This is a genomic window from Agrococcus sp. BE272 (genome assembly GCF_031457935.1).
Taxonomy (GTDB): domain Bacteria; phylum Actinomycetota; class Actinomycetes; order Actinomycetales; family Microbacteriaceae; genus Agrococcus; species Agrococcus sediminis.
In genome coordinates, this window is the sequence record NZ_JAVDXL010000001.1 from 926212 (window position 1) to 950978 (window position 24767).

The window sequence follows — 24767 nt, forward strand, 5'->3', positions numbered from 1 at the left end:
CGTCCGCGCCGGACGGCTGTGAGGTCGGACGCGTCAGCCGGCGGCCTCGCCCGCGAGCGCCAGCCGATAGCCGCGCTTCACGACGGTGCGCACCAGGTCGCGGCGCCCGAGCGCCTCCCGCAGGCGGCCGATCGCCACCTCCACCGCGTGCGACTCCGTCGAGGCGCCGGGCAGGGCCTCGAGCACCTGCTCGCGGGTGACGACGGAGCCGCCGGCCTGGGCCAGCAGCCGCAGCACCGACAGGCCCGACGGCGAGACGGCGAGCACGCGCCCGTCGAGCACCGCGACCCGCGCCCGCACGAGGAGCGTGCCGGCGACGGTCGCGAGCGCCACCGACTCGACCTGCTCGTAGTGGGTGACGAGCGCGCGCACGAGCGCTCCGAGCCGTCCTCGCTCGGGCAGCAGCGGCTCGAGCCCGCGCGCGAGCAGGGGCTTCGCCGTGACCGGGCCGACGGCCGCGAGCACGAGCTCGCCGTCCCCGCAGCGGCGGGCCACCGCATCCGCCGCACCCTCCTGCTCCACCGTCGCGAGCCACGCCTCGGCGCTCGGGGCGGAGGTGAAGACGACCGCGTCGATCTCGCCGCTCGCCGCGGCCCGCGCCGACGCCCGCACGAGCTCGGGATCGGGGGCGGGACCCCAGCGGTAGACGACGAGCTCGGTCACGTGGGCGCCGGCGGCGGCGAAGACCGCCTCGAGCCCGTCTGCGCCGGCTCCGTGCATCTGGATGGCGATGCGGAGCCCCTCGACGCCCTCGCCGAGCAGCACCTCCGCCACCTCGGCAGCGGTCTCCGACTCGGCGACCCAGTCGGCGTGCAGGCCCGCCGCCTGGATGGCGCCGCGCGCCTTCGGCCCGCGCGCGACGATGCGCGCGCCCTCGAGCACCGCGAGCAGCTGCTGCGCCAGGCCGTGGGCGTCGGCCGCCTCGATCCAGGCGCGGAAGCCCACGCCCGTGGTGACGACGAGCACGTCCGGCGGCGCCTCGAGCAGCGATCGGGTCGCCTCGAGCAGCGCCGGCTCGTCGGCGTTCGGGATCATGCTGAGCGAGGGCGCGTGCCGCACCGTCGCGCCGCGCCGCTCGAGGGCGGCTGCGAGCTCGCCCGCGCGGCGGTCGGCGGTGATGAGCACGGTGCACCCGGCCATCACCTGCCGCAGCGCCGGCGCCTCGGCCATGCCCTCACCCCCGTCCGTCCTCCGTCGCACCCATCATGGCGCGGCGGCGCGCCTCAGCGCGCGGCAGGCGCCGCGGGCAGCGGCACGCCCGCCGCCGGCGTGCGGAGCGGCCCGGTCCGGCCGTGCGTCGCGTACATCGTCAGGCCGACGAAGCTGAGGCCGCCCACGATGTTGCCGAGCAGGGTCGGGATCTCGTTCCAGACCAGGTAGTCGCCGATGGTGAACGCGCCGCCCATCATGAGGCCGGACGGGAACAGGTACATGTTCACGATCGAGTGCTCGAAGCCCATGTAGAAGAACAGCATGATCGGCATCCACATGCCGAGCACCTTGCCCGTCACCGAGTCCGACATCATCGCCGCGGCGACGCCCGTGGACACCATCCAGTTGCACAGCACCGCGCGCACGAACAGGGTCAGCATGCCGGCGGCGCCGTGCTCGGCGTAGCCGAGCGTGCGGCCCTCGCCGATGTGGCCGATCGCCTCGCCGACCGCGTCCGGCGCGGTCGTGAAGCCGTTGGTGAAGTAGACCGCCATCAGCAGCGCCACGAGCACCGCGCCCGCGAGGTTGCCGACGAACACCAGGCCCCAGTTGCGCAGCATGCCGGCGAGCGTCACGCCTGCGCGGCGGTCGAGCCACGCGAGCGGCACGAGCGTGAAGACGCCGGTGAGGAGGTCGAAGCCCAGGAGGTACAGCAGGCAGAAGCCGACCGGGAACAGGAGCGCGCCGAGCAGCGGGCTCTCAGTGCGCGTCGACACGGTCACCGCGAACGCCGCGGCGAGCGCGAGGATCGCGCCCGCCATGAACGCGCGGATGAGGGTGTCGCGGGTGGACATGAGGACCTTCGCCTGGCCCGCGTCGATCATGCGGGTGACGAGGTCGGCTGGCTTCACGTACGACATGCCGTGCCTCCGATGGTCGGGACGGCCCGCGCCGGACGGCGGGGGCCTGTGCGCTCGACTCTGGCGGCGCGCGGTTTCGCCTCGGCGACCGCTCGGTTACGGTCGCGACGCGTCTTGCTCTCAGGCCGTGCGCGCGGCCGGTGAGGCGGCGGGCACGGGGGCCGGAGGGCGCGGCTGGAGGAGCCGGGCGAGCGCGTCGCGGCCGCCAGCGGCGTATGCGACCCAGGCCGGCGCATCCGGGTTGCGCTCCGCCTGCGCCGTCCAGCGCTCGAGCGCTGCGCGCACCAGCTCGTCCGCGTCATCGGGCGCGACGCCCGCCGGGAGCCCGCGACGCACCTCGGCCAGCGCCGAGACGGCGCCCTCGTGGTACTTCGCCGCGACGTGCGGCCGGCCGTCGCGCGAGATCGCGCACATCGACCGGTCGCCCGCCGCGAGGGCGAGCCGCTCGAGGGCCTCGCACTCGAGGGCGCGGACCGCGTCGCGGTCGATGGTGGTCGTCTGCTGCACCGGATCCTCCTGCTGTCGGGACTGGTCCTCAGAATACCCCCGGGGGTATACTCGGGCCAACCCCTGCAGCGCGCGACACCCGAGCGCCTCGACCCCGGAGGAAGCCCGTGGCACTGCTCGCCGCCCCGATCGGCCTCGTCGTCGGCCTGCTCCTCGGCGCGCTCGGCGGCGGCGGCTCGATCCTCGCCGTGCCGGCGCTCATCCTGCTCCTCGGCATGGCGCCGCAGGAGGCGACCGCCGGCTCGCTCATCATCGTCGGGCTCGCCGCGATCATCGGGATGCTGCCCGCGATGCGGGCAGGACGGGTGCGCCTCGGGCAGGGGGCCGTCTTCGGCCTGCTCGGCACGGGCGGCGCCGTCCTCGGCGCGCTGCTGTCGACATCGGTGCCCGAGGGGGTGCTGCTGCTCGCCTTCGCCGTGCTCATGCTCGTGGTCGCCGCGCTCATGACGGCGCGGCGGCGCAGCGCGGCCCGTGCCGAGGCGGCGGGTGCCGCGCCGGAGCCGGCACGGCCGCCCATGGTGTCGCTGCGCCCCTTCCGCTGCGACTGCCGCGCCGTCGGCGTGCTCGTCGCGGCCGCGGCCGGCGTGGGGCTCCTGACCGGCTTCTTCGGCGTCGGCGGCGGCTTCGCGATCGTGCCGGCGCTCGTGCTCGCGCTCGGCCTGCCGATGCCGGTGGCGGTCGGCACCTCGCTGCTCGTGATCGCCATCAACAGCGCCGTCGCGCTCGGCTCGCGGCTGACGCTCGACCTCACGCTCGACTGGGGCGTCGTGGCCCTCGCGGCCGGGGCCGCGGTCGTGGGGTCGCTGCTCGGCTCGCGCATCACCGCGCGGGTGCGGCCCGAGCGGCTCAGCCTGGCGTTCACAGTGCTGCTCGTGGTCGTCGCGCTCGCGACCGCCGCCCCGGTGCTCGTCGCGGCCGCCTGAGCCGGCGGGCGGTCAGACCCGGCCGGTGACCTTGTCGATCGCCATGCGCAGGATCACGCGCTCGGCGGCGTCGGGCGGCGCGAGCTCCGACGGGTTGCCGTAGCGGTTCTGCAGCTCGACGTAGAAGGCGCCCGTCGGGTCGTCCTCGACGCCCGCGAGGTGCCCGCGCAGCTCGACGTACTTGAGCGGCTGCGCCGGGTCGACGATCGACAGGCTCATCGTGGGGTTCGCCTGCAGGTTGCGGTACTTCTGGCGCGTGCGGGTGTGCGTGAAGCGCACCTCGTCGCCGGAGACCAGGAACCACATCGGGTTCGACTGCACGGAGCCGTCGGGCCGCACGGTCGCGAGGTGCGCGAAGAGCGGCGCGTCCGTCAGGTAGCGGTACTGCTCGGGGATCGAAGCCATGCCCTCCACCCTTGCACGGCTCCCCCGCCCCGCGGTGGGCGCTGCGTGCCTACGCGGCCGGACCCGGCCCATCCGCCGTCTCGCCGAGCCCGTCGAGGCGCCACACGGTGGTGCCTGCCGCGAGCGACACGGTCGTGATCGAGCAGTTCGGCAGGATGACGTCGGGCGTGAGCTCGGGCACGAGCTGGCGCAGCAGCGACGTGATGAACCCGCCGTGCGAGACCACGAGCACGTGCACCTCGTCGGCCGCGGGCCGCTCGAGGGCGCCCGCCGCGCGCACGACGTGCTCGAGCGCGGCGTCGGCGCGCATCACGGTCGCCGCGGCCTCCTCGGCCTGGCCGGTCGGGTCGAGCTGCGCGATGGTGTCGAAGAGCCCGCGCCAGCCGACCTGCTCGGCGATCGCCCGCAGCGCGCTCAGCTCGCGGTCGACCTCGAAGCCGTGCTCGACGATCACCTCGCGCCAGACGTCGGCGGAGGGCCGCTCCTCGTGGGCGCCGAAGTGCCACTCGCGCAGCAGCTCGAGGTGCTCGAGCGGCGGCTTCGGGTCGAGGGCGGCGAGGATGCCGTCGGCCGTCGTGCGGGTGCGCTGCAGGTCGGAGGAGAACGCGAGGTCGAAGCGCTCGGCCGCCAGGTGCTGCGCGACGGCCTCGATCTGGCGGTGGCCGCGCTCGGTGATCGGCGAGTCGGACCAGCCCTGCATCAGGTGGTTGATGTTGTGCTCGGTCTCGGCGTGGCGCACGAGGCGCAGGCGCACCGCGCGCCCCTCCGCGAGCGCGGCGAGCTCCTCGGGCAGGTACTGCTCGGGGGCGTCGTCGGCGCCGGTCGTCTGGGCCTGGTCGTTCATCGCTTCCCCATCTTCTCGAGCATCGCGTTGTAGGCAGTGAGCTCGGCGTCGCCGTCGCGAGCGGCCGCGCGGTCGGTGCGCACCTGCTCCTTCTTGTCGCTGCGCGACCACAGCACGACCGTGATGATCGCCAGGATCACGGTCGGGATCTCGCCGATCGACCAGGCGATGCCGCCGCCGACCCGCTGATCCTCGAGCGCGTCGACGCCGTTGCCCATCGCGCCGAACCAGTCGGCCAGCAGCAGCGCCTCGCCCTCCATGAGCGTGAGGCCGAAGAACGCGTGGAACACCATCGCGCCGAGCAGCAGCACGAGGCGCAGCGCGTACGGCGGCTTGGCCGGGCCGGGGTCGACGCCGATGATCGCCTGCACGAACAGGTAGCCGGAGCCGACGAAGTGCACGACCATCCACACGTGGCCGAGGTGGTCGGTCATCGCCCACTGGAAGATGCCCGTGTAGTAGAAGACCCACAGGCTCGACACGAAGATGAGCGCTGCCACGAGCGGCGAGCCGACGACCTGCATGTACTTCGAGTGCACGATCGCGAGCAGCCACTCGCGGCCGCCCATCGTGCCGTCGCGGCGCTTCGCGACCGCGCGCATCGCGAGCGTGATGGGGGCGCCGGGCACGAGCAGCACGGGCACCGCCATGCCGAGCAGCATGTGCACGAGCATGTGCAGCGAGAACTGGAACTCCTGGTAGAGGTTCAGGGCGCCGTTCGTGCACCACCAGAAGAGCGCGATGCCCGCGAGCCACGACACGGTGCGGCCGATCGGCCAGCGGTCGCCGCGCCGCGCGAGGCGCACGACACCGGCGACGTAGAAGAACGCGAGCATCGCGAGCGCCACCGTCCACAGCGGGTCGAGCGCCCACTGGTCGACGAGCCGCGCCGGCTCGAACTCGGGCGGCAGGGGCCGCCCCGTGAGGATCTCGGCAGGGCTCGCCTCGGCGCCCGGAGGCGCCTCGGGCACGGGCGTCGGCGTGCGGGCGAGCCCGGCGGCGACGCCGGCCGTCACGCCCATCACGGTCAGCTCGAGCGCGAGGAGCAGCGCGACCGCCCGGCCGGGCACCCGCGCGCGCACCGTGCCCGCGGGGCGCAGGATGCGCATCCGCTGCCACGCGCCGAAGGCGCCGAGCACGAGCAGCAGCGCGGCCTTCGTGAGCGACAGCACGCCGTAGCCGCTCAGCCAGTCGCCCTCCATGCGCACCCATGCCGAGACGACCCCGGTGAAGGCGACGACGGCGAAGCTCGCGATCGCGAGCGTCGAGTAGCGCAGCAGCACGTCGCCGTAGGCGGCGTCGGGCACGAGGCCGGATGCGCCGGCCGACCGGGGTGCGTCGCGGCCGCCGGCGAGGAGGCCGACGTGGATGAGCCCGCCGAGCCAGATCGAGACGAAGATGAGGTGCAGCAGCAGCGACGAGACGGCGAGCGTGTGGTTGGCGGTGCCGCCGGCGTGGCCGCCGGAGGCGATGAGCCAGAACGGCACCGCCCAGCCGACCACGGTGAACGCCGCCGCGGCGGCGCTGCGCGCGACGAGCAGCACGACGGTGAGCAGCGCGAGCGCGAGCAGCGTGCCGAGGATGAGGCGGCCGGTCTCGATCTCGACGAAGAACAGCTGCAGCAGGCCGCCGAACTCGTCGTCGGCGGTGACGGGGTTGGAGACGAGCTGCCGGAAGGTGCCGAAGGCGACGAACGCCTGCAGCACGGTCGCGACGCCGGTGGCGGCCGCGGCGAGGTCGAGCGTGCGGTTCCAGTCGCGGCTGCGCGGCGCGAGCGCGAAGCACGCCAGCACGAGCCCGCCGAACGCGGCGGCGATGGCGACGTTGCGCACCATGGTCGCGGCGGGCAGCCCGTAGCGCACGAGCGGGCCCGGATCCTCGATGGGCAGCGGTGCCGCTCCCCCGCCGATCTCGAGCGCCGCCCAGGCCGCGACCAGCCCCGCGAGGATCGCGAGCGCTGGCGCGAGGAGACGGAGGCGCTGCACCGCTCCAGGCTAGTCGCCGCGGCTATGCGGGTCCCCGGCGCGACGGGACGGCTGCTCCGGGCGAGGCTCCTCCGGAGCGTCCTCGGCGACGCGCGCGGGGGCGGGGAGCTGGTCGCGCAGGAAGAACGCGCCCAAGGAGCCGGCCAGCGCCGCGAAGACGGCGACCGAGTAGACCGCGAGGACGAGCTGCATCACCTTCGCGAACGGGTCATCGGCGGTGATCCCGGATCCGGTGACGGTCGCCATCGCCGTCTCGTGGAGCGCCGTGGTGAAGTCGGTGTGCGACTCCATGGCGTAGAGGAGCTGGCTGGAGGCCAGGACGACCACCAGGGTGACCGAAGCCAGCCATCCGATCCGGCTGGAGAGCAGGCGGCCTGCGGAGCGGGAGCCGCGGACGCCGGCGGAGAGGATGCCGCCCACCCGGGCCACGCGCGCCACCCTGAGGGCACGCACCGCCTGCAGCGCGCGGAAGAAGCGCAGGAACGGGATCGCCAGGAAGATGAGCTGCCACCAGTTGCGGCGCCAGAAGGCGGCACCGAAGCCGCCGATGTACGCGCGCAGCAGGAACTCGGCGGCGAACAGCGCCCACAGCACCCATCCGGTGATCGACAGCACCCGTGCCCACCCCGGATCGGAGGTGAGCAGCTGACCGAGGACCACGAAGAGGAACACCACGCCGAGGAGGCCCATGGGGCGGTCGAGGCGGCTCGCGAGCGCCTCCGCGGCCTCCACCTGACGGGAGCGGGACCCGTCCCGTTCGTCGCTCACGCTGTGCCGACCTCCATGCCGGGCCCGTGCGCGGGACGGACCGTGCGCACCACGATAGCGATGCACGACGAGCGGGGCCCGGCCTCTCGGCCGGACCCCGCTCGCTGCTGTGTGCTGGTGCCTACTTGACGGCGGCCTTCAGCTTCGAGCCGGCGGTCAGCTTGACGCGGTGGCCCGCGGCGATCTTGATCTCCTCGCCCGTCTGCGGGTTGCGGCCCGTGCGGGCGGCGGTCTCCGTGCGCTCGGCGCTGAAGAAGCCGGGGATCGAGACCTTGTCGCCGGCCTTGACGGCCGACGAGACCTCGTCGAACAGCGCGTCGAGCACCGCGGTGACCTTCGCCTGCGAGAGGTCGGTCGTCGCTGCGATCTTCGAAGCGAGGGTGGTCTTGTTGATGGTCTCAGCCATGGTGTCCTCCTGGTGGTGGCATGTCCGTCCCGCCTGGGGCGGGCATTCCGCCGGGGCCCGTTGGGCTCCGACCACCCCCGAACGTAGCCCTGAGGCCCGGGTTCTCGCGGAAGAACACCCCGACACGCCGCGATTTCCGGGGTTTTTCGCAGTTCGCGAACGCGTTTCGCGCCTCGGGAGGGCCCAGGCGGCCCTCAGCGGGCGGTCGAGGCCGCGAGCCGCGCGGCGCGCAGCCGGCTCGCTCGGCGGGTGCGCCGGCGCTCGAAGAGCGGCAGGAAGAGCCCGATGAGCGGCCCGATGCCGAACGCGAAGACCACCGTGCCGACGCCGACCGGCCCGCCCAGCAGCCAGCCGATGAGCAGCACCGTGCCCTCGATGAGGGTGCGCACGATCCACACGCGCCAGCCGGTGATCCGCACGAGCCCCGTCATGAGCCCGTCCCGCGGGCCGGGGCCGAGGTGGGCGGCGATGTAGAAGCCGGTCGCGAACGCGAGCAGCACCATGCCGCCGGCGAGCAGCAGGATCTGCTGCCAGAGGGCGTCCACCTCCGGCAGCAGCCAGAGGCCGACGTCGGCGGCGGGCCCCACGAGCAGGGCGTTCAGCAGCGTGCCGATGCCGACGCGCTGGCGCAGCGGGATCCACAGCAGCAGCACGATCCCCGAGACGACCACGGTCGCGGTGCCGTAGCTCATCGGCAGGTGGTTCGCGATCCCGAGCGAGAAGACGTCCCACGGGCCGACGCCGAGGTCGGCGCGGATGAGCATCGCGAGCGAGAGCCCGTAGAGCACGAGGCCGCCGAGCAGCTGCCCGACGCGGGCGGCCGTGTCGGCCGGGCCCAGCGAGTCGATCGGCAGGAAGAGGCGGCGGATGCGGTGCACCACCTCATCACACCGCATCCGTCATGCCCGTGGCGCGGTCCACTCGCGGGCAAGTGGCTCTGCCGGAGCAGTCCAGTTGGCGGCAGACTGGGCGCATGGCTTCCCGGCTCGGCACCCAGCTCGGCGAGTGGCGCGCGACGACCGCCGTCGCGCAGTCGCTCGCCGACCGCATCCGCATGCTGCTGCTCGACGGCCGCATCACGGCCGGCGAGCGGCTGCCGAGCGAGCGGGCGCTCGCCGCCGAGCTCGGCCGCTCCCGCGCGACGATCGCGCGCGCGTACGAGCTGCTCGAGGCCGGCGGCTACGTGCAGCGCACCCACGGCTCCGGCACCCGCGCCGCCCTGCCGGCCCAGCGCATCCACCGCCCCGAGGCGGCGGACGAGGGCGTCATCGACCTGACGATCGCCTCGGTCGGCTCGACGCCCGGCCTCCACGCCGCCACCGTGCGCGCCCTCGACCGGCTCGCGGGGCTGCTCGGCACGCCCGGCTACTCGCTCGACGGGCTGCTGCCGCTGCGCGAGCGCATCGCCGCCCGCTACGCCGAGCGCGGGCTGCCGACCGATCCGGGGCAGATCGTCGTGACGAGCGGCGCGATGCACGCGATGACCGTGGTGCTCGCCGCCTTCGGCGAGCGCGGCCGGGCCGCCGTCGTCGAGCAGCCGTCGTTCCCGCACGCCCTCGACGCGCTGCGCCGCACCGGCCACCGACTCGTGCCGACGCCCGTCTCGCCCGGCGAGGGCTGGGACGCGTCGCACCTCGTCGACACGCTCCGCGCCCAGCGGCCCGCGCTCGCCTACCTGATCGCCGACTTCCACAACCCCACCGGCGCCACCATGCCCGAGCTCGAGCGGGCGCGGCTCGCCGCCGTCGCCCGCACGACCGGCACGCTGCTCGTCGTCGACGAGACGTGCGCCGAGCTCGACATCGATCGCGGCTGGACGCCGAAGCCCTTCGCCGCGCACGGGCCCGCGCTGCTCATCGGCTCGATGTCGAAGATCGCCTGGGGCGGCATGCGCATCGGCTGGATCCGCGCGAGCCGCGAGCAGGTGCCGCAGCTGCTCGCCGCCCGCCCCTCCATCGACCTGGGATCCCCGCTGCTCGAGCAGTGCATCGCCGTCGAGCTGCTCGACGACCTGGATGCGCTGCTCGCGCGGGCGAGCGCGCGGCTGCGGGCGGGCAGGCAGGCCGTCGCCGACGGGCTCGCCGCCCACCTGCCCGGCGTGCCGATGCCCGAGGTGCCGGGCGGGCTCGCCGCGTGGATCGACCTAGGCGGGCCGTGGTCGACCTCCCTCTCGCTCGCCGCGCGCGACCGCGGGCTGCTGCTGCCGCCCGGGCCCCGCTTCTCGAGCTCGGGCGTGCTCGACCGCTTCGCGCGCATCCCCATCACGTGGGAGCCGGAGGTCACCGCTGAGGCGATGCGCCGGCTCGGCGACGCCTGGCGCGCGCTGCACGCGGGCGAGCTGCCGGACTCGACGCGACTGGCCGCATCCGCCGTCGTCTGAGCGTCCGCCGCTTGACGCGGCGTGCGCTCGCACGATTGCGTGGGGCGCATGGCCGACATCGGATTCCACGCCTCCCACGAGCAGCTGCCGCCGAGCGCCCTCCTGACCGCGGTGCAGCGCGCCGAGCAGGCGGGGTTCGACGCGGCGATGTGCTCCGACCACCTCTCGCCCTGGAGCAGGAACCAGGGCCACAGCGGCTACGCCTGGTCGTGGCTCGCCGCGGCGCTCGCCACGACGTCGCTGCGCTTCGGCGTCGTCACGGCGCCCGGGCAGCGCTACCACCCCGCGATCGCGGCGCAGAAGATCGCCACGCTCGGCGAGATGTTCCCGGGCCGCTTCTGGGCCGCGCTCGGCTCGGGCGAGGCGATGAACGAGCACGTCACGGGCGACGGATGGCCCGAGAAGCCCGTGCGGGAGCGCCGGCTCGTCGAGACGGTCGACGTCATGCGCCGGCTGCTCGCGGGCGAGGAGGTGACCCACGAGGGCGAGATCTCGGTGCACCGCGCGCGCGTCTGGTCGCTGCCGGTCGAGGCGCCGCCGCTGCTCGCCGCCGCCGTCACGCCCGAGTCGGCGGGCCGCCACGCGGCGTGGGCCGACGGGCTCATCACGGTCGCGAGCGACCCGGCGGGCCTGCGCGACATCGTCGCCGCCTACCGCGACGCGGGCGGCCAGGGGCCCGTGTGCGGGCAGCTGCACCTGTCGTGGGCCCCCGACGAGGCCGAGGCGCTCGCCATCGCCCGCGACCAGTGGCAGGGCAACCTCGTGCCTGCGCCCGAGGCGTGGGAGCTCGAGCAGCCGGAGGACTTCGAGCGGCGCACCGCCGGACTCGGCGAGGAGGAGCTGCGGAAGGCCGTCTGGATCTCGAGCGACCTCTCGCGCCACGTCGACCGCATCCACGAGCTCGTAGGCGCGGGGCTCGACCAGCTGTACCTGCACCACGTCGGGCAGGAGCTCGCGCCGTTCATCGACGCGTTCGGCGAGCACGTGCTGCCCGCGGTGCGCGATGCCGGCGCGGGCGCCGACGCGGGCGCCGGGCAGGGCGCCGCATGAGCCCCCGCCCGATCGAGTCGGCCGACCGCTGGTGGCGCAACACGGTGCTCTACTGCCTCGACGTGCAGGTCTTCCAGGACTCCGACGGCGACGGCATCGGCGACCTGCAGGGACTCGTGTCGCGCATCCACTACCTCTCCGACCTCGGCGTGACGTGCTTGTGGCTCATGCCGTTCTTCCCCACCGCCGACCGCGACGACGGCTACGACATCACCGACTTCTTCGCCGTCGACCCGCGGCTCGGCACCCTCGGCGACCTCGTCGAGGTCATCCGCGTCGCGCGGGCGCAGGGCATGCGCGTGATCATCGACTTCGTCATGAACCACACCTCCGACCAGCACCCGTGGTTCCGCTCGTCGCGCGCCTCGCGCACCTCGCCCCACCGCGACTGGTATGTGTGGCGCGACAACCCGCCGGCGAAGCAGGATCCGCCCGTGTTCCCCGGCGAGGAGGACTCCACCTGGACCGAGGATCCCCGCACGGGCCAGTGGTACCTGCACCACTTCCGCGCCCATCAGCCCGACCTCAACATCGCGCATCCGCCGGTGCAGGAGCAGATCGAGCGCAACCTCGGCCTCTGGCTCGAGCTCGGCGTCTCGGGCTTCCGCGTCGACGCGGTGCCCTTCCTGTTCAGCAACGACCCCGCCCACGGCACCGACACCACGGGCACGGCGCCCGAGTACCAGGGCCCCGACCACCTGCGCGCGATCCAGCGCTTCGTCTCGCGCCGCAACGGCGAGGCGATGCTGCTGGGCGAGGTGAACCTGCCGCACGAGGAGCAGCTGCGCTGGTTCGAGGCGGAGGGCGAGGCGTCGGGCCTGCACCTGCAGTTCGACTTCGTCTCGATGCAGCAGCTCTTCCTGTCGCTCGCGCGGAAGGACGCGCGGCCGCTCGCGAAGGCGCTGCGCGACCGGCCCGAGCTGCCCGAGGCGAGCCAGTGGGCGAACTTCGTGCGCAACCACGACGAGCTGACGCTCGACAAGCTCGCGCCCGACGAGCTCGAGGAGGTCTTCGAGGCGTTCGCGCCGGACGAGGGGATGCGGCTGTACGGCCGCGGGATCCGGCGTCGGCTGCCGACGATGCTCGGCGACGAGCGCGCCGTGCGGCTCGTCTACACGCTGATGTTCTCGCTCCCGGGCTGCCCGGTGCTGTTCTACGGCGAGGAGGTCGGCATGGGCGAGCAGCTCGAGATCGAGGGCCGCTACGCGGTGCGCACGCCCATGCAGTGGGAGCCCGACGCGAAGGGCGGCTTCTCGACGGCGCCGCCGCGCGCGCTGACGCGGCCCGTCGTCGAGGGCGAGTACGGCCCGGAGCGGCGCAACGTCGCCGACCAGCGCCGCGACCCGGGGTCGCTGTGGCGGCACATCCAGCAGCTGACGACCATGTACCGGGATGCGCCCGACCTCGCCTGGTCGTCGCTCGAGGTGATCGGCGTCCGGCAGCAGGCGGTGCTCGCGCACGTCTGCCGGGGCGACGACTGGACGATGCTCGCCCTGCACAACCTCGGCGACCGGCACGAGACGGTCAAGCTCGAGATCGCCGCCGAGGAGGGCGCGGTCACGCTGCACGACCGCTTCGACCTCTCGACCATGACGATCGAGGGCACGCTCGAGCTCGAGCTGGAGCCCTACGGCTGGCGCTGGCTGCAGGTGGCGCCCGCTGCCGCGACCATCCGGCGCGTGTAGCCGCCGCCGCAGCGCAGCACGACGAAGGGCCCCGACCGCGAGGTCGGGGCCCTTCGAGCGGAGCGGGTGGTTACCAGCTCGACTTGGTCACGCCGGGCAGCTCGCCCCGGTGCGCCATGTCGCGGAACCGCACGCGGGAGATGCCGTACTCGCCGACGTGGCCGCGGGGGCGGCCGTCGATGGCGTCGCGCTTGCGCACGCGCACGGGCGAGGCGTTGCGGGGCAGCTTCTGCAGGCCGAGACGAGCGGCCTCGCGCTCCTCGTCGGTGCTGTTGGGGTCGACGAGCGCCTTCTTGAGCGCGGCGCGCTTCTCGGCGTAGCGGGCGACGATGATCTTCCGCTGCTCGTTCTTGGCGATCATGCTCTTCTTGGCCATTTATCGCTCCTCTCGGAACTCGACGTGCTGACGCACGATGGGGTCGTACTTCTTCAGCACAAGTCGGTCGGGGTTGTTGCGACGGTTCTTCTTCGTCACGTAGGTGTAGCCGGTGCCCGCGGTCGAGCGGAGCTTGATGATCGGACGGACGTCCTGCGACTTCTTCGCCATCAGAGCTTCACCCCCCGAGCCTGCATGTCACGGATGACGGCCTCGATGCCACGGGCGTCGATGACCTTCATGCCCTTGGCCGAGACGTTGAGCGTCACGTTGCGCTTGAGCGACGGGACGAAGTAGGTCTTGCGCTGCACGTTCGGGTCGAAGCGGCGCTTCGTGCGACGGTGCGAGTGCGAGATGTTGTGCCCGAAGCCGGGAACGGCTCCGGTCACCTGGCATACGGCTGCCATGGTTTCCTCCAGATGGGTACCGTGGGCCGAGGCCCACCCAAGATCACTTGCCTGCCCACGCCCATGCCGATCCCTTGCGGGAGTTGGAGGGGGCGTGTGCTGTGCGGCCGAGACCGCACCAACGAGCAATCCTACGCGATGCGGATGCGCCGTGGCAATCCCCGCTTCGGCGGCGGCTCGGCGGGCGGCGCGTCAGCGGGCGGGCGGGAAGACCGGCTGCCCGTCCTGCCCCATCGGGTACGGCGTGCCGTCGGGGTAGGTCGGCCACGGCAGCAGGCCACCCGGCTGCGGCTGCGCGTGCGGCTGCTGGGCGGGCTGCGCGGCCGACTGCCCGGGCCAGACCGTCGCGCCCGGCTGCGCGGGCCAAGCGGTCGGCGCGCCGGTTGCCGCCGCGCCCGCGCCCACGGAGGCGGCGCTCGGCGGCGCGATGCGCTGCTGCGCGCCTGCGGGCCGCGCGTGCTCGCCGCGCGCCTCGGCCTCCTGCCAGTCGATGTTGCGGCGGTTCCAGTAGAGGAGCACGGTGATCGAGGCCGCGAGCGCCGTCACGACGATCGCGGCGACGGTCGAGCGCCAGTACCACTCCTCGACCGAGACGCCGAGGGCGTCGATCGCGAAGTGCAGGGTGAGCAGCACGCCGACGAGCCCGAGCAGGCCCGCCGCGACGAGGCCGATCACGCGCGCCATCTGCGCCCGCCCCCGGTTGCCGAGCGAGATGAGCCCCCACGCGCCCGCGGCGGCCGCGCGCACGACCAGGATCGTCAGCAGCACGATGCCGAACAGCTCGCCGAAGAGGAACCCCTCGTCCCACGGATCGCGATCCTCGCCGCCCGTGCCGCGCATCCAGATCACGATCATGAGCACGGCGAGCAGGTAGACGTTGGCGGCGACCCCGATCACGAGCGGCGTCGCCGAGCGCCGCGCGAGCAGCAGGTCGAGCGCCAGCAGGCCGGTGAACGCGAGGAAGACGACGACCGTCCACACGACGCGGGCCGCCTGGCTCTCGAAGTCGCCGACGAAGATGAGCACCACCGTGATGACCGTGACGATCGCGAGCAGGCAGATGCCGACGAAGAGCACGGGCTGGATGCCGAGGATCCGGCGGTGCGCGCGGGCGGGCCCGGGCGCGGGATCGGCGGACGGGCGGCGCCGCACGGTCGCGCCGTCGAGCGCGCCGTCGGGCTCGCTGCCGGGCCGCTGGGACGGGTAGGCGCTGGCGGGATGCGTCACGGAGTGCCTCCTCGGTCGGATGCTCTCAGTGTCACAGGAGCGGGCGCCGCTGCGCCATGGGGATCTCTGCCCCTGTGGACGCCGGTCGGGCGCGGGATCAGCGCGCGTCGTCGGCGGCGCGACGCGCGGCGCACTCGGCGCAGAGGCCGAAGATGTCGACGACGTGCTCCGGCTCGACGAACCCGTGCGCCGCGGCGACCCGCCCCGCCCACTGCTCGACCGCCGCGGCCTCGAGCTCGACGGTGCGGCCGCACGAGCGGCAGATGAGGTGGTGGTGGTGCGTGGGCGTGCAGGCGCGGTAGAGCACCTCGCCGCCCGCCTGGAGAGCATCAGCCTCGCCGTCGGCCGCGAGCGCCGCGAGCGCGCGGTAGACGGTCGCGAGGCCCACGGTCGAGCCGTCCTGCCGCAGCGCCTGGTGCAGCGCCTGCGCCGAGACGAACTCGTCGCTCGCCGAGAGCGCCTCGCGCACGGCCTCGCGCTGCTTCGTGGATCGGCGGGGAGTGGTGTCGGTCATGGGGTCCTCGCCTCGATGGTCCCACGGCCGGCGGCGCTCCGCGCGGCGCCGCCGCGCTCGGCGAGCGCGCGGGCGAGCCACGCGGCGCCGTACGCGAGCGCCGCGACGAGCGCGATCGCGCCGCCCGCGGCCACGTCGAGCCAGCGCGACGCGAGCAGCCCCAGCACGCCCGACCCGATGCCGATGAGCGGCGCGAGCACCAGCATCCAGCGGTAGTCGCGCACGAGCAGCCGTGCGGTGGCCGCGGGCGCGACGATGAGGGCGACGCCGAGGATGGCGCCGACGACCGGCATGATCGCCACCACGGTCGCCGCGATGAGCGCGAGCGCGACCGCCTCGGGCGCCCACGGGCGCAGCCCCGCGCTGCGGTAGCCCTCCTCGTCGACGCTCGAGAAGACCAGGTGCCCGCCGGCGAGCGCCCACACCGCGAGCGCCACGGCGAGCAGCACCGCGGTGAGCGCGATGTCGGCGCCCGTCACCGCGAGCACCTGGCCGACGAGGAACGACTCGACGTCGATCGCGAGCGGCGCCACCGACTGCAGGAACGCGCCGAGCGCGAAGCCCGCGGTGAGCATGACCCCGGATGCGACGGCGGGGCCCTGGGAGCGGATCCGGCCGATGGCGACGGCGACGGCCACGAGCGCGACGGCGGCGACCGCCGCGCCGAGCGGGATCGAGACCCCGAGGATCGCGGCCGCCACCGCGCCGGGGAAGGTCGCGTGCGTGAGCGACATCGTGAAGAAGGCGCGCTCGCGCAGCACGACGAGCACGCCGACGACGCCGGCGAGCGCACCCGCGAGCACCACCTCGACCATCGCGAGGCCGAAGAAGTCGAGCGCGGGCCAGTCGAGCACGGCGACGTCGGGGCTCATGCGGCCACCGCCGCCCGGCCCCGCACGCGGCCGCGCAGCGCGCCCGCCGCGAGCGCCACGAGGTAGCCGGCGATCATCGTGAGCGCGACGGTCGCGCCGGGGGCGGCGTCGACCCCCGCCTCCGCGAGCTGCACGACGGCCCACAGCCCGAGCCATCCGGTGACCGCGCCGAAGGCGACCGCGACGACCGCCGCCGCCCGCAGGGAGCGGGTGAGGGCGCGCGCGGCCGCGGCCGGGACGATCACGACCGCGAGCGCGAGGAGCGTGCCGACCGAGGCGGAGGCGGCGACGACGACGAGCGCCACCGCGACGGTGCCGAGCGTCTCGAGGCCCAGCACGGGCAGGCCGGAGCGGCGGGCGCCGGCGGGGTCGAACGCCGCGAACAGCTGCGGCCGGGCGGTCGCGACGACGAGCCCGACGCCGACGGCGACGAGCGCGATGCCCACCCAGAGGTCGGCCCACGTGATGGTGAGCAGGCGGCCGAAGAAGAAGTCGGAGACGCTGCCGGCGCCCTCGGAGAGCGACACGAGCACGATGCCGACGGAGAAGAAGGTCGTCAGCACGATCGCGACGGCGGTGTCGCGCGGCTGACCCCGGCGGGAGAGCAGCGCGAGCACGACGGCGGCCACGAGCGCGGCGCCGAGCGCGCCCGGCAGCAGCCCCGCGGCGCCGCCGAGCGCCGCGCCGATCGCGAGGCCCGGGAAGACCGCGTGCGTGAGCCCGTCGGCCGAGAACTCGAGCCGCCGCAGGTGCACGAGCATGCCGACCGTGCCCGCAGCGACGGCGAGCGCGAGCAGCAGCAGCAGCGGCCGCAGCAGGAACGGCACGGCGAAGGGCGTGAACGGGTCGAGCACCGCCGCGAGCGGCGCCGTCATCGGTGCTGGGCGCGGTCGCGCTCCGCGTCGTCGTCCTGCAGCAGGCGATGGTGCGCGCTGTGCTCGGACTCGTGGTGCGCGGTCGTGGTGAGCGTGTGGCCGTCGATCTCCATCACGTGCGAGGCGAAGGCGGCCTCGACGCGCTCGAGCGTGAGCACGCAGTCGGTGTCGTCGAAGGCGATCTGCTGCTGGTTGACGAGCAGGGTGCGGTCGCAGACCGCGCGCGCCAGGTCGAGGTCGTGCGTCGTGATGAGGAGGGCCACGCCCCGGGACTTCAGCGTGCGGATGGTCTCGAGCAGCGCATCCCTCGAGCCCTGGTCGAGCCCGTTGAACGGCTCGTCGAGCAGCAGCAGCCGCGGCTCGCTCGCGAGCGCCCGGGCGAGCAGGCCGCGCTGCCGCTGGCCGCCCGAGAGGTCGCCGAAGCGGGTGCGGCGCTGCGGGGTGAGCCCGACCGCCTCGATGGCGTCGGCGACGATCCGCCGGTCGCTCCGGCCCGGCCAGCGCAGCCCCAGGCGGGGCGTGCGCCCCATCGCGACGACCTGCTCGAGCGTCACGGGGAACGCGGGGTCGATCTCGCTCGACTGCGGCAGCACGCCGATCTCGCCGCGGCCCTCCGGCACGCGGAAGGTGCGCGCGTCGTGCTCGGCGAGGCCGAGGATGCCGGCGAGCAGCGTCGACTTGCCGGCGCCGTTCGGGCCGATGAGCGCGACCGCCTCGCCGGGCAGCACGGTGAAGCCGACGCCCGTGAGCACCGGGGCGCCGCCGTAGCCGAAGGCCGCGTCGACGATCTCGACGACGGCCTCCGGAGCGGTGCTCATGAGAGCGATTCTGGCACCGGCAGCGGCTCGGCGCCCCACGCGGTCACGATCGCGGTCGTGTTGTGCACGAGCGAGCCGATGTAGGTGCCGGTGGGCGTGCCCTCGGCGCCGAGCGCGTCGGCAGCGAGCGCGTCCTCGCCCTGCCGCAGCTCGACGCCCGCCTCGCGGGCGATCGTCGCGGCGAGCTGCGGGTCGATCGCGTTCTCGCTGAAGACGACCGGCGCTCCCGTCTCGCGGATCTCGGCGACGAGCTCGTCGATGTGCGCGGCGCTCGCGTCGGCGCTGTCGTCGAGGCTCGGCAGCACCGTGCCGACGACCTGCACGTCGAAGGCGCGCTCCAGGTAGCCGAACGTGTCGTGCGTCGTGACGACCAGGCGCTCGTCGACGGGCACCTGCTCGATCGAGGCGCGCATCCATTCCTCGAGCTCGCCGAGCTGCGCGATGTAGGCGTCGGCGGATGCGTCGATGTCGGCCTCGGGGTCGGCCGCCGTGACCGCGTCGCGGATGGCCTCGGCCTGCAGGATCGCGTTCGCGGGGTCGGTCCACACGTGCGGGTCGAACTCGCCGTGCTCGGCGTGCTCCTCAGCGGTCTCGCCCTCGTGGCCCGCCTCGTCGGCGTGCTCGGCCTCGTCGGCGTGCTCCTCGCCCTCCGCCTCGTCGCCGTGGTCGTGCCCCTCGTGCGGGTCGCCCTCGGCGGCGAGCAGCTCGAGGCCCTCGGAGGTGTCGACGACGGTGCCCGCGAAGCCGGAGGCCTCGACGGTGTCGTCGAGCCACTCCTCGAGGCCGGCGCCGTTCACGATCAGCAGGTCGGCGTCGGCGAGCGCGCCGAGCGCCGAGGGGCCCGGGTCGAAGGAGTGCGCGGAGGCGCCCGGCTGCAGCAGGCTCGTCACCTCGGCCGCGTCGCCCACGAGCTCGCTCGTGATGTCGGCGAGCTGGGTGGTGGTCGTCACGATCTCGAGCCGGTCCCCGGCCGAGCCCGCGCCGTTCGCCGTGCCGGCGCATCCGGTCACGGCCAGGGCCATCGCGCCGATCGCGCCGGCCGCTGTGAGGGTTCGCATCTGCAGTCCTTGTCCAGCACGGCACCCTGCCGCGCACCTCCACGGTAGGCGCTGTTGAGAACGATTGTCAATTTCGCGCAGCCCTCCGCAACACGCCCGACACACGGCGCGCGTAGGCTTCCGGCCATGGAGCGCTCCACTGAAGCAGCCGGCGCCGCGCAGTCCGCGATCATCGCCGCCCTGGGATCCCGACCGACCATCGACCCGCCCGCCGAGCTCGAGCGCCGCGTGCGGTTCCTCGTCGACTACCTCGCGCACACGGGGGCGAAGGGCTTCGTGCTCGGCATCTCCGGCGGGCAGGACTCGACGCTCGCCGGCCGCCTCGCGCAGCTCGCCGTCGAGCGCGCGCGCGAGGGCGGCGCCGAGGCGACGTTCGTCGCGGTGCGGCTCCCCTACGGCGTGCAGCACGACGAGGACGACGCGCAGCTCGCGCTCGACTTCATCCGCGCCGACCGGGAGGTGACCGTCGACGTCAAGCCCGGCGTCGACGCGCTCGAGGCGTCGGTCGAGGCCGCCATCGGCGAGGTGACCGACTACCACAAGGGCAACGTGAAGGCCCGCGCGCGCATGATCGCGCAGTACGCGATCGGCGGCCAGCTGGGCCTGCTCGTGCTCGGCACCGACCACGCCGCCGAGGCGGTGACCGGCTTCTACACGAAGTTCGGCGACGGCGGCGCCGACCTGCTGCCGCTCGCGGGGCTCACGAAGAGCCAGGGGCGCGAGCTGCTGCAGCAGCTCGACGCGCCCGAGCGGCTGCGCACCAAGCCGCCGACCGCCGACCTGCTCGACGACAAGCCCGGGCAGCTCGACACCCACGAGCTCGGCCTCACCTACGAGCAGATCGACGCGTTCCTCGAGGGGCAGCCCGTGCCCGACGAGGTCGCCGAGCAGATCACCACCCGCTACGAGCGCACCGAGCACAAGCGCCGCGTGCCGGTGACGCCCGACGACGAGTGGTGGCGCTCGCCGGCTGGGCCGCTCTTCGACTAGCGGCCACGCTGCTGCCTAGTCGAGCAGCAGCGCCGGCTCCTCGAGGATCGACGCGACATCGGCCAGGAAGCGGCTGATGACGTCGCCGTCGACCGCGCGGTGGTCGAACGAGCCGCCCACCGTCGTCACCCAGCGGGGGCGCACCTCGCCGTCGACCACCCACGGCTTCTGCCGGATCGAGCCGAACGCGAGGATCCCCGCCTCGCCGGTGTTGAGGATGGGCGTGCCGGTGTCCATCCCGAAGACGCCGATGTTCGTGATCGTGAACGTGCCGCGCTGCAGGTCGGCAGGCGGCGTGCGACCCTCGCGCGCCGTCGCCGTGAGCGACTGGATCGCGGCGGCGAGCTCGCGGAGCGACAGGTCCTGCGCGTCCTTGATGTTCGGCACGAGCAGCCCGCGCGGCGTGGCCGCCGCGATGCCGAGGTTCACGTAGTGGTGCACGACCAGCTCGTCGTCGGTGAAGGTCGAGTTGATGTGCGGCGAGCGCGCGAGCGCCCACAGCACCGCCTTCGCGACGATGAGCAGCGGTGAGACCTTCACGCCCTCGAAGTCGCGCGACGCCTTCAGCCGCTGCACGAACTCCATCGTGCGCGTCGCGTCGACGTCGACGAAGACGGATGCGTGGGGCGCGGTGAACGCCGACGCGGCCATGCCCTGCGCGATCGCCTTCCGCACGCCCTTCACCGGGATGCGCTCCTCGCGCTCCCCCGTCCAGACCGGAGCCGCCGGGGCTGCTGCGGGAGCAGCACCGCCGCCGTCGGCCGCCTGCATGACGTCGTCGCGCGTCACCTCGCCGCGCGAGCCGGTGCCGGTGAGCGAGGCCAGGTCGACGCCGAGGTCCTTGGCGAGCTTGCGGGTCGGCGGCTTCGCGAGCGCGCGGCCGGCCGGGGCCGGGGCGGATGCGTCGGCGCCCGTCGGGCGCTCGGGCGCGGCCTGCGGCGCTGGCGCGGCCCTGGGCGCTGGCTCGGCCCGGGGCGCAGGAGCAGGCGCGCTCGACGCCGCGGGCGCCTCGCGCACCGTCCGCGGCTTCCGCCGCCGGGTCTGCGCGCCGCCGCGCACGCCGTAGCCGACGAGCACGGCGCCGCCCTCGTCGCCGGAGCCCTCCTCGACGACCGTCTGCTCGACGTCGCTCGACGACTCCACCGCATCCGCGTCCCCGCCGGAGACGCGGATGATGGGCGCGCCCACCTCGACGGTCTGCCCCTCCTCGACGAGCAGCGCCTCGACCGTGCCCTCGAAGGGGCTCGGCAGCTCGACGAGCGACTTCGCAGTCTCGACCTCGAGCAGCACGTCGTTGACGCGCACCGCGTCGCCGGGCTTCACGCGCCAGCTGACGATCTCGGCCTCGGTCAGCCCCTCGCCGGGGTCGGGCAGCCTGAACTCCTGCATCGCTTCCTCCGGTCAGTGGGCCAGCGCGCGGTCGACGGCGTCGAGCACGCGGTCGGCGTCGGGCAGGTAGACGGCTTCGAGCTGCGCGGGCGGGAACGGGGTGTCGAAGCCCGACACGCGCAGCACCGGCGCCTCGAGCGAGTAGAAGGCGCGCTCGGCGATGGTGGCGGCGACCTCGGAGCCGACCGAGACGTGCCCGGGCGCCTCCTGCGCGACGACGACGCGGCCGGTGCGCTCGGCCGACGCGATGATCGGCGCCCAGTCGATGGGCGACAGCGAGCGCAGGTCGACGACCTCGCACGACGTGCCCTCGGCCTCGGCGATCTCGGCCGCCTGCAGCAGCACGTGCCCCATCGCGCCGTGGCCGACGAGGGTCACGTCGCTGCCCTGGCGCGCGACGACCGCGTCGTGCAGCCCGGCCGTCGGCTCGGGCAGCACCTCGCCCTTCGTCCAGTACTTCGCCTTCGGCTCGAGGAAGACCACCGGGTCGTCGCTCTCGATCGCCTGCCGCAGCATCCAGTGCGCGTCGTTCGCCGTCGACGGGCTCACGACCCGCAGGCCCGCGGTGTGCGCGAAGTACGCCTCCGGGCTCTCCTGGTGGTGCTCGACCGCGCCGATGTGGCCGCCGTAGGGGATGCGGATCACGACCGGCATCGAGACGGCGCCGCGGTGGCGGGCGCGCATCTTGGCGAGCTGCGACACGATCTGGTCGAAGCCGGGGTAGACGAAGCCGTCGAACTGGATCTCGATGACCGGCCGGTAGCCGCGCATCGCGAGGCCGATCGCGGTGCCGATGATGCCCGACTCGGCGAGCGGCGTATCGAGCACGCGGTCGCCGCCGAACTCGGCGTGCAGCCCCTCGGTGATGCGGAAGACGCCGCCGAGCGGGCCGATGTCCTCGCCCATGAGCAGCACCTTCTCGTCGGCGCGCATCGCCTCGCGGAGCGCAGAGTTCAGCGCCTTCGCGATCGGCATCGTGGTCGCCTGCGCGGCCGCCGCGCCCTGCGCGCTCACGACCCGCTCCCGAAGCCGGCCTCGAAGTCGGCGAGCGCCTGCCGCTGCTCGTCCATGAGCGGCTGCGGCTCGGCGTAGACGAAGTCGAAGATGTCGTCGCTCGCGGCGGTGCCGGCCGCGAGCGTCTGCCGCCGCATGTCGGCGGCGAGCTCAGCGGCCTCCTGCTCCTGCGCGGCGAGCGCGGCGTCGTCGACGCCCAGCGAGCGCAGGTGCACGGCCATGCGCGCGATCGGGTCGCGGCGGCGCCATGCCTCCTCCTCGTCGGAGGTGCGGTAGCGGGTGGGGTCGTCGCTCGTGGTGTGCGCCCCCATGCGGTAGGTGTCGGCCTCGACGTAGCCGGGGCGTCCCTGCCTGGCCGCGTCGAGCATCCGCCGGGTCACCGCGAACGACGCGAGCGGGTCGTTGCCGTCGACCCAGGCCGCGTCGAGGCCGAAGCCGCGGGCGCGCTCGTGCAGCGGGAACCGGCTCTGCCGGCTCGAGGGCACCGAGATGGCCCACTTGTTGTTCTGCACGAAGAAGACGATGGGCGCCTCGTAGCTCGCGGCGAAGACGAGCCCCTCGCTCGCGTCGCCCTGGCTCGCGGCGCCGTCGCCGTAGAACGCCATGACCGCCTCGTCGACCGCCTCGTCGCCGGTGCCGCACGCGCCGTCGAGCCGGATGCCCATGGCGTAGCCGGTCGAGTGCAGGGCGTGGGTGGCGATGACGAGCGAGTAGATGCGCATGCCGCGCACCTCGAGCGGGCTCCAGCCGCCGTGGCTCGCGCCGCGGAAGATGTCGATGATCTGCCGCATCTCGACGCCGCGGTGCAGGGCGAGCAGGTGCTCGCGGTAGCTGGGGAAGAGCGTGTCCTGGTCGCGCGCGGCCCACGCCGCGCCGACCTGCGCGCCCTCCTGCCCGAGCGACGGCACCCACAGGCCGAGCTTCCCCTGCCGCTGCAGGTGGCCGGCCTCGATGTCGAACGCACGGGTGCGCACCATCTCGCCGTGCATCGCGAGGCGGTCGTCGGTCGTCAGCTGCGCGGCGAGCTCGCGCCACTCGGCGTTCGCGTCGGTCTCGACGAGCGCGCCCTCCGCGTCGAGCAGGCGGATGGGCTCGGTCGCCGTGGCGGCACCGGTCACGGCAGCGCCCGGATCGCGGTCGCCGCCGCCAGCACGTGCTCGTCGGCCTCGGGCTCGCCGATGGAGATGCGCACCCCGTCGGCGAACACCTTGGCGACGATGCGGTTGGCGAAGAGGATGTCGTGGATCGCCTCCTGCTGGTCGGCGCGGGAGGGCACCCAGACGAAGTTGCCGTGCGGCTTCGGCACCGGCACGCCCGCGTCGACGAGGCGCTGCCAGAGCGCGTCGCGCTGCTCGGCGAGCCGCGCGACCCGCGCCATCGTCTCGTCGACGTGCGCCATGGCGGCGAGCGCGGCGGCGGAGGCGAGCGCCGTCTGCGACAGCGGCACGCCCGTGAGGTCGGCGCCGCGCAGCACCGCGGGGTCGCCGACGGCGTAGCCGACGCGGAGGCCCGCGAGGCCGTGCGCCTTTGAGAAGGTGCGCAGCACGACGACGTTGTCGTGCGCGCGCTGGAGGGCGATGCCGTCGAACGTCGGCTCGCGCACGAACTCGACGTAGGCCTCGTCGAGCATGACGAGCACGTCGGAGGGCACGCGGGCGAGGAACACGTCGAGCTCGGCCGCGCCGACCATCGTGCCGGTGGGGTTGTTGGGGCTGCAGACGATCACGGCGCGGGTGCGCTCGGTGATGGCGTCGGCCATCGCGTCGAGGTCGTGCGCGTGCTGCGCGTCGTTCGGGATCTCGACGGGCGTCGCGCCGCCGGTGCGCACGAACAGCGGGTAGGCGTCGAAGGAGCGCCAGGCGTAGACGACCTCGTCGCCGGGGCCGGCGACCGCGTGGATGAGCTGCTGCAGGAGCGACGCGGAGCCGTCGCCGATGAGCACCCGCTCGACGTCGACGCCGAGCTGGGCGGCGAGCGCCGCCTTCAGGTCGGGGGCGCCGGGCCGCGGATAGCGGTTCACGCGCTCCGCCTCCCGCTGCACGGCCTCCACCACCGCCGGCAGCGGCGGGAAGGGGTTCTCGTTGCTGGAGAGCTTGTAGCCGCCCTCCGGCGCGGGCCGCCCCTGCTGGTACGGGGGCACCGACGCGATCTCGGGTCGAAGTCGCACAGTCACCGGCTCAGGCTATTGCGAGTCTCGGCTCG

27 protein-coding genes are annotated in these 24767 nt (G+C 74.2%); 5 read left to right on the forward strand and 22 right to left on the reverse strand.

The features are described from left to right. Window positions 1-33: 33 nt before the first annotated feature. From J2X49_RS04475 to J2X49_RS04485, 3 genes are all read right to left on the reverse strand, one after another. Window positions 34-1170 (reverse strand): uroporphyrinogen-III synthase, encoded by a 1137-nt coding sequence (locus J2X49_RS04475; protein WP_310123052.1) that lies wholly within the window; start codon window positions 1168-1170, stop codon window positions 34-36. Between the two features lie 53 nt (window positions 1171-1223). After that, window positions 1224-2072 (reverse strand): formate/nitrite transporter family protein, encoded by an 849-nt coding sequence (locus J2X49_RS04480; RefSeq protein ID WP_310123054.1) that lies wholly within the window; start codon window positions 2070-2072, stop codon window positions 1224-1226. Between the two features lie 120 nt (window positions 2073-2192). After that, entirely contained in the window at window positions 2193-2579 is a 387-nt protein-coding gene (locus J2X49_RS04485) for a hypothetical protein (protein ID WP_310123056.1), read from the reverse strand. Between the two features lie 107 nt (window positions 2580-2686). On the opposite strand from J2X49_RS04485, the gene J2X49_RS04490 reads away from it, so the two are divergent. Continuing rightward, window positions 2687-3502, forward strand: a complete 816-nt coding sequence (locus J2X49_RS04490) for a sulfite exporter TauE/SafE family protein (RefSeq protein WP_310123059.1) — start codon at window positions 2687-2689, stop codon at window positions 3500-3502. A gap of 12 nt (window positions 3503-3514) precedes the next feature. Here J2X49_RS04490 and J2X49_RS04495 read toward each other — a convergent pair whose 3' ends face one another. The 6 genes from J2X49_RS04495 to J2X49_RS04520 all read right to left on the reverse strand — a co-directional run bounded on the left by J2X49_RS04495 (window position 3515) and on the right by J2X49_RS04520 (window position 8806). Next, window positions 3515-3907: a PPOX class F420-dependent oxidoreductase gene (locus J2X49_RS04495; protein WP_128190267.1), complete on the reverse strand. Its 393-nt coding sequence runs from the start codon at window positions 3905-3907 to the stop codon at window positions 3515-3517. Window positions 3908-3956: 49 nt separating this feature from the next. Beyond that, window positions 3957-4751, reverse strand: a complete 795-nt coding sequence (locus J2X49_RS04500; protein ID WP_128190268.1) for a histidine phosphatase family protein — start codon at window positions 4749-4751, stop codon at window positions 3957-3959. Further along, the gene (locus tag J2X49_RS04505) at window positions 4748-6736 is read right to left on the reverse strand and encodes a cytochrome c oxidase assembly protein (RefSeq protein ID WP_310123063.1); all 1989 of its coding nucleotides are present in this window, start codon (window positions 6734-6736) and stop codon (window positions 4748-4750) included. The genes J2X49_RS04500 and J2X49_RS04505 overlap by 4 nt, the downstream gene beginning before the upstream one ends. 9 nt (window positions 6737-6745) lie before the next feature. After that, entirely contained in the window at window positions 6746-7504 is a 759-nt protein-coding gene (locus J2X49_RS04510) for a hypothetical protein (RefSeq protein WP_205649676.1), read from the reverse strand. Between the two features lie 121 nt (window positions 7505-7625). Continuing rightward, window positions 7626-7910: an HU family DNA-binding protein gene (locus J2X49_RS04515; RefSeq protein ID WP_128190407.1), complete on the reverse strand. Its 285-nt coding sequence runs from the start codon at window positions 7908-7910 to the stop codon at window positions 7626-7628. A gap of 194 nt (window positions 7911-8104) precedes the next feature. After that, the gene (locus tag J2X49_RS04520) at window positions 8105-8806 is read right to left on the reverse strand and encodes a hypothetical protein (protein ID WP_310123071.1); all 702 of its coding nucleotides are present in this window, start codon (window positions 8804-8806) and stop codon (window positions 8105-8107) included. A 77-nt stretch (window positions 8807-8883) separates the two neighbouring features. On the opposite strand from J2X49_RS04520, the gene J2X49_RS04525 reads away from it, so the two are divergent. Genes J2X49_RS04525 through J2X49_RS04535 form a run of 3 tightly spaced genes read left to right on the forward strand, consistent with a single transcriptional unit; the run spans window position 8884 to window position 13025 of the window. Then, the gene (locus tag J2X49_RS04525; RefSeq protein ID WP_246992894.1) at window positions 8884-10290 is read left to right on the forward strand and encodes a PLP-dependent aminotransferase family protein; all 1407 of its coding nucleotides are present in this window, start codon (window positions 8884-8886) and stop codon (window positions 10288-10290) included. A 48-nt stretch (window positions 10291-10338) separates the two neighbouring features. Then, window positions 10339-11340: a TIGR03885 family FMN-dependent LLM class oxidoreductase gene (locus J2X49_RS04530; protein ID WP_310123077.1), complete on the forward strand. Its 1002-nt coding sequence runs from the start codon at window positions 10339-10341 to the stop codon at window positions 11338-11340. Further along, complete coding sequence (locus J2X49_RS04535; RefSeq protein ID WP_310123080.1) at window positions 11337-13025, forward strand: alpha-amylase family protein; 1689 nt, start codon at window positions 11337-11339, stop codon at window positions 13023-13025. The genes J2X49_RS04530 and J2X49_RS04535 overlap by 4 nt, the downstream gene beginning before the upstream one ends. Window positions 13026-13095: 70 nt before the next feature. On the opposite strand, the gene rpsN is transcribed toward J2X49_RS04535, so the two are convergent. The 9 genes from rpsN to J2X49_RS04580 form a co-directional block, all read right to left on the reverse strand. Beyond that, entirely contained in the window at window positions 13096-13401 is a 306-nt protein-coding gene (rpsN, locus tag J2X49_RS04540) for a 30S ribosomal protein S14 (RefSeq protein WP_128190403.1), read from the reverse strand. Further along, complete coding sequence (gene rpmG, locus J2X49_RS04545) at window positions 13402-13572, reverse strand: 50S ribosomal protein L33 (protein WP_123696729.1); 171 nt, start codon at window positions 13570-13572, stop codon at window positions 13402-13404. Further along, window positions 13572-13808 (reverse strand): 50S ribosomal protein L28, encoded by a 237-nt coding sequence (rpmB, locus tag J2X49_RS04550; protein ID WP_128190402.1) that lies wholly within the window; start codon window positions 13806-13808, stop codon window positions 13572-13574. The genes rpmG and rpmB overlap by 1 nt, the downstream gene beginning before the upstream one ends. Window positions 13809-14000: 192 nt before the next feature. Then, window positions 14001-15035: a hypothetical protein gene (locus J2X49_RS04555; RefSeq protein ID WP_310123089.1), complete on the reverse strand. Its 1035-nt coding sequence runs from the start codon at window positions 15033-15035 to the stop codon at window positions 14001-14003. Between the two features lie 97 nt (window positions 15036-15132). Continuing rightward, window positions 15133-15549 carry a Fur family transcriptional regulator gene (locus J2X49_RS04560; protein WP_128190548.1) on the reverse strand — a complete coding sequence of 139 codons (417 nt, stop codon included), beginning with the start codon at window positions 15547-15549 and terminating at the stop codon, window positions 15133-15135. Then, window positions 15546-16421 (reverse strand): metal ABC transporter permease, encoded by an 876-nt coding sequence (locus J2X49_RS04565; protein ID WP_310123096.1) that lies wholly within the window; start codon window positions 16419-16421, stop codon window positions 15546-15548. The genes J2X49_RS04560 and J2X49_RS04565 overlap by 4 nt, the downstream gene beginning before the upstream one ends. Further along, window positions 16418-17296, reverse strand: coding sequence for a metal ABC transporter permease (locus J2X49_RS04570; protein ID WP_310123099.1), 879 nt, complete (start codon window positions 17294-17296; stop codon window positions 16418-16420). Before J2X49_RS04570 ends, J2X49_RS04565 begins: the two co-directional genes overlap by 4 nt. Continuing rightward, window positions 17293-18114, reverse strand: coding sequence for a metal ABC transporter ATP-binding protein (locus tag J2X49_RS04575; RefSeq protein ID WP_310123102.1), 822 nt, complete (start codon window positions 18112-18114; stop codon window positions 17293-17295). Before J2X49_RS04575 ends, J2X49_RS04570 begins: the two co-directional genes overlap by 4 nt. Continuing rightward, window positions 18111-19172, reverse strand: a complete 1062-nt coding sequence (locus J2X49_RS04580; protein ID WP_310123105.1) for a metal ABC transporter substrate-binding protein — start codon at window positions 19170-19172, stop codon at window positions 18111-18113. Before J2X49_RS04580 ends, J2X49_RS04575 begins: the two co-directional genes overlap by 4 nt. A gap of 126 nt (window positions 19173-19298) precedes the next feature. On the opposite strand from J2X49_RS04580, the gene nadE reads away from it, so the two are divergent. Continuing rightward, window positions 19299-20162 carry an ammonia-dependent NAD(+) synthetase gene (gene nadE, locus J2X49_RS04585; protein ID WP_128190544.1) on the forward strand — a complete coding sequence of 288 codons (864 nt, stop codon included), beginning with the start codon at window positions 19299-19301 and terminating at the stop codon, window positions 20160-20162. A 15-nt stretch (window positions 20163-20177) separates the two neighbouring features. Here the strand turns inward: nadE and J2X49_RS04590 are convergent, their stop codons facing one another. The 4 genes from J2X49_RS04590 to J2X49_RS04605 are packed head-to-tail and all read right to left on the reverse strand — an operon-like array spanning window position 20178 to window position 24738. Further along, window positions 20178-21551 (reverse strand): dihydrolipoamide acetyltransferase family protein, encoded by a 1374-nt coding sequence (locus J2X49_RS04590; protein WP_310123110.1) that lies wholly within the window; start codon window positions 21549-21551, stop codon window positions 20178-20180. A gap of 12 nt (window positions 21552-21563) precedes the next feature. After that, window positions 21564-22526 (reverse strand): alpha-ketoacid dehydrogenase subunit beta, encoded by a 963-nt coding sequence (locus tag J2X49_RS04595; protein ID WP_310123958.1) that lies wholly within the window; start codon window positions 22524-22526, stop codon window positions 21564-21566. A gap of 35 nt (window positions 22527-22561) precedes the next feature. After that, window positions 22562-23683 (reverse strand): thiamine pyrophosphate-dependent enzyme, encoded by a 1122-nt coding sequence (locus J2X49_RS04600; protein ID WP_310123113.1) that lies wholly within the window; start codon window positions 23681-23683, stop codon window positions 22562-22564. Then, a complete protein-coding gene (locus J2X49_RS04605; RefSeq protein WP_310123114.1) occupies window positions 23680-24738 on the reverse strand; it encodes a histidinol-phosphate transaminase in 1059 nt (352 codons plus the stop codon). The genes J2X49_RS04600 and J2X49_RS04605 overlap by 4 nt, the downstream gene beginning before the upstream one ends. Window positions 24739-24767: the final 29 nt, after the last annotated feature.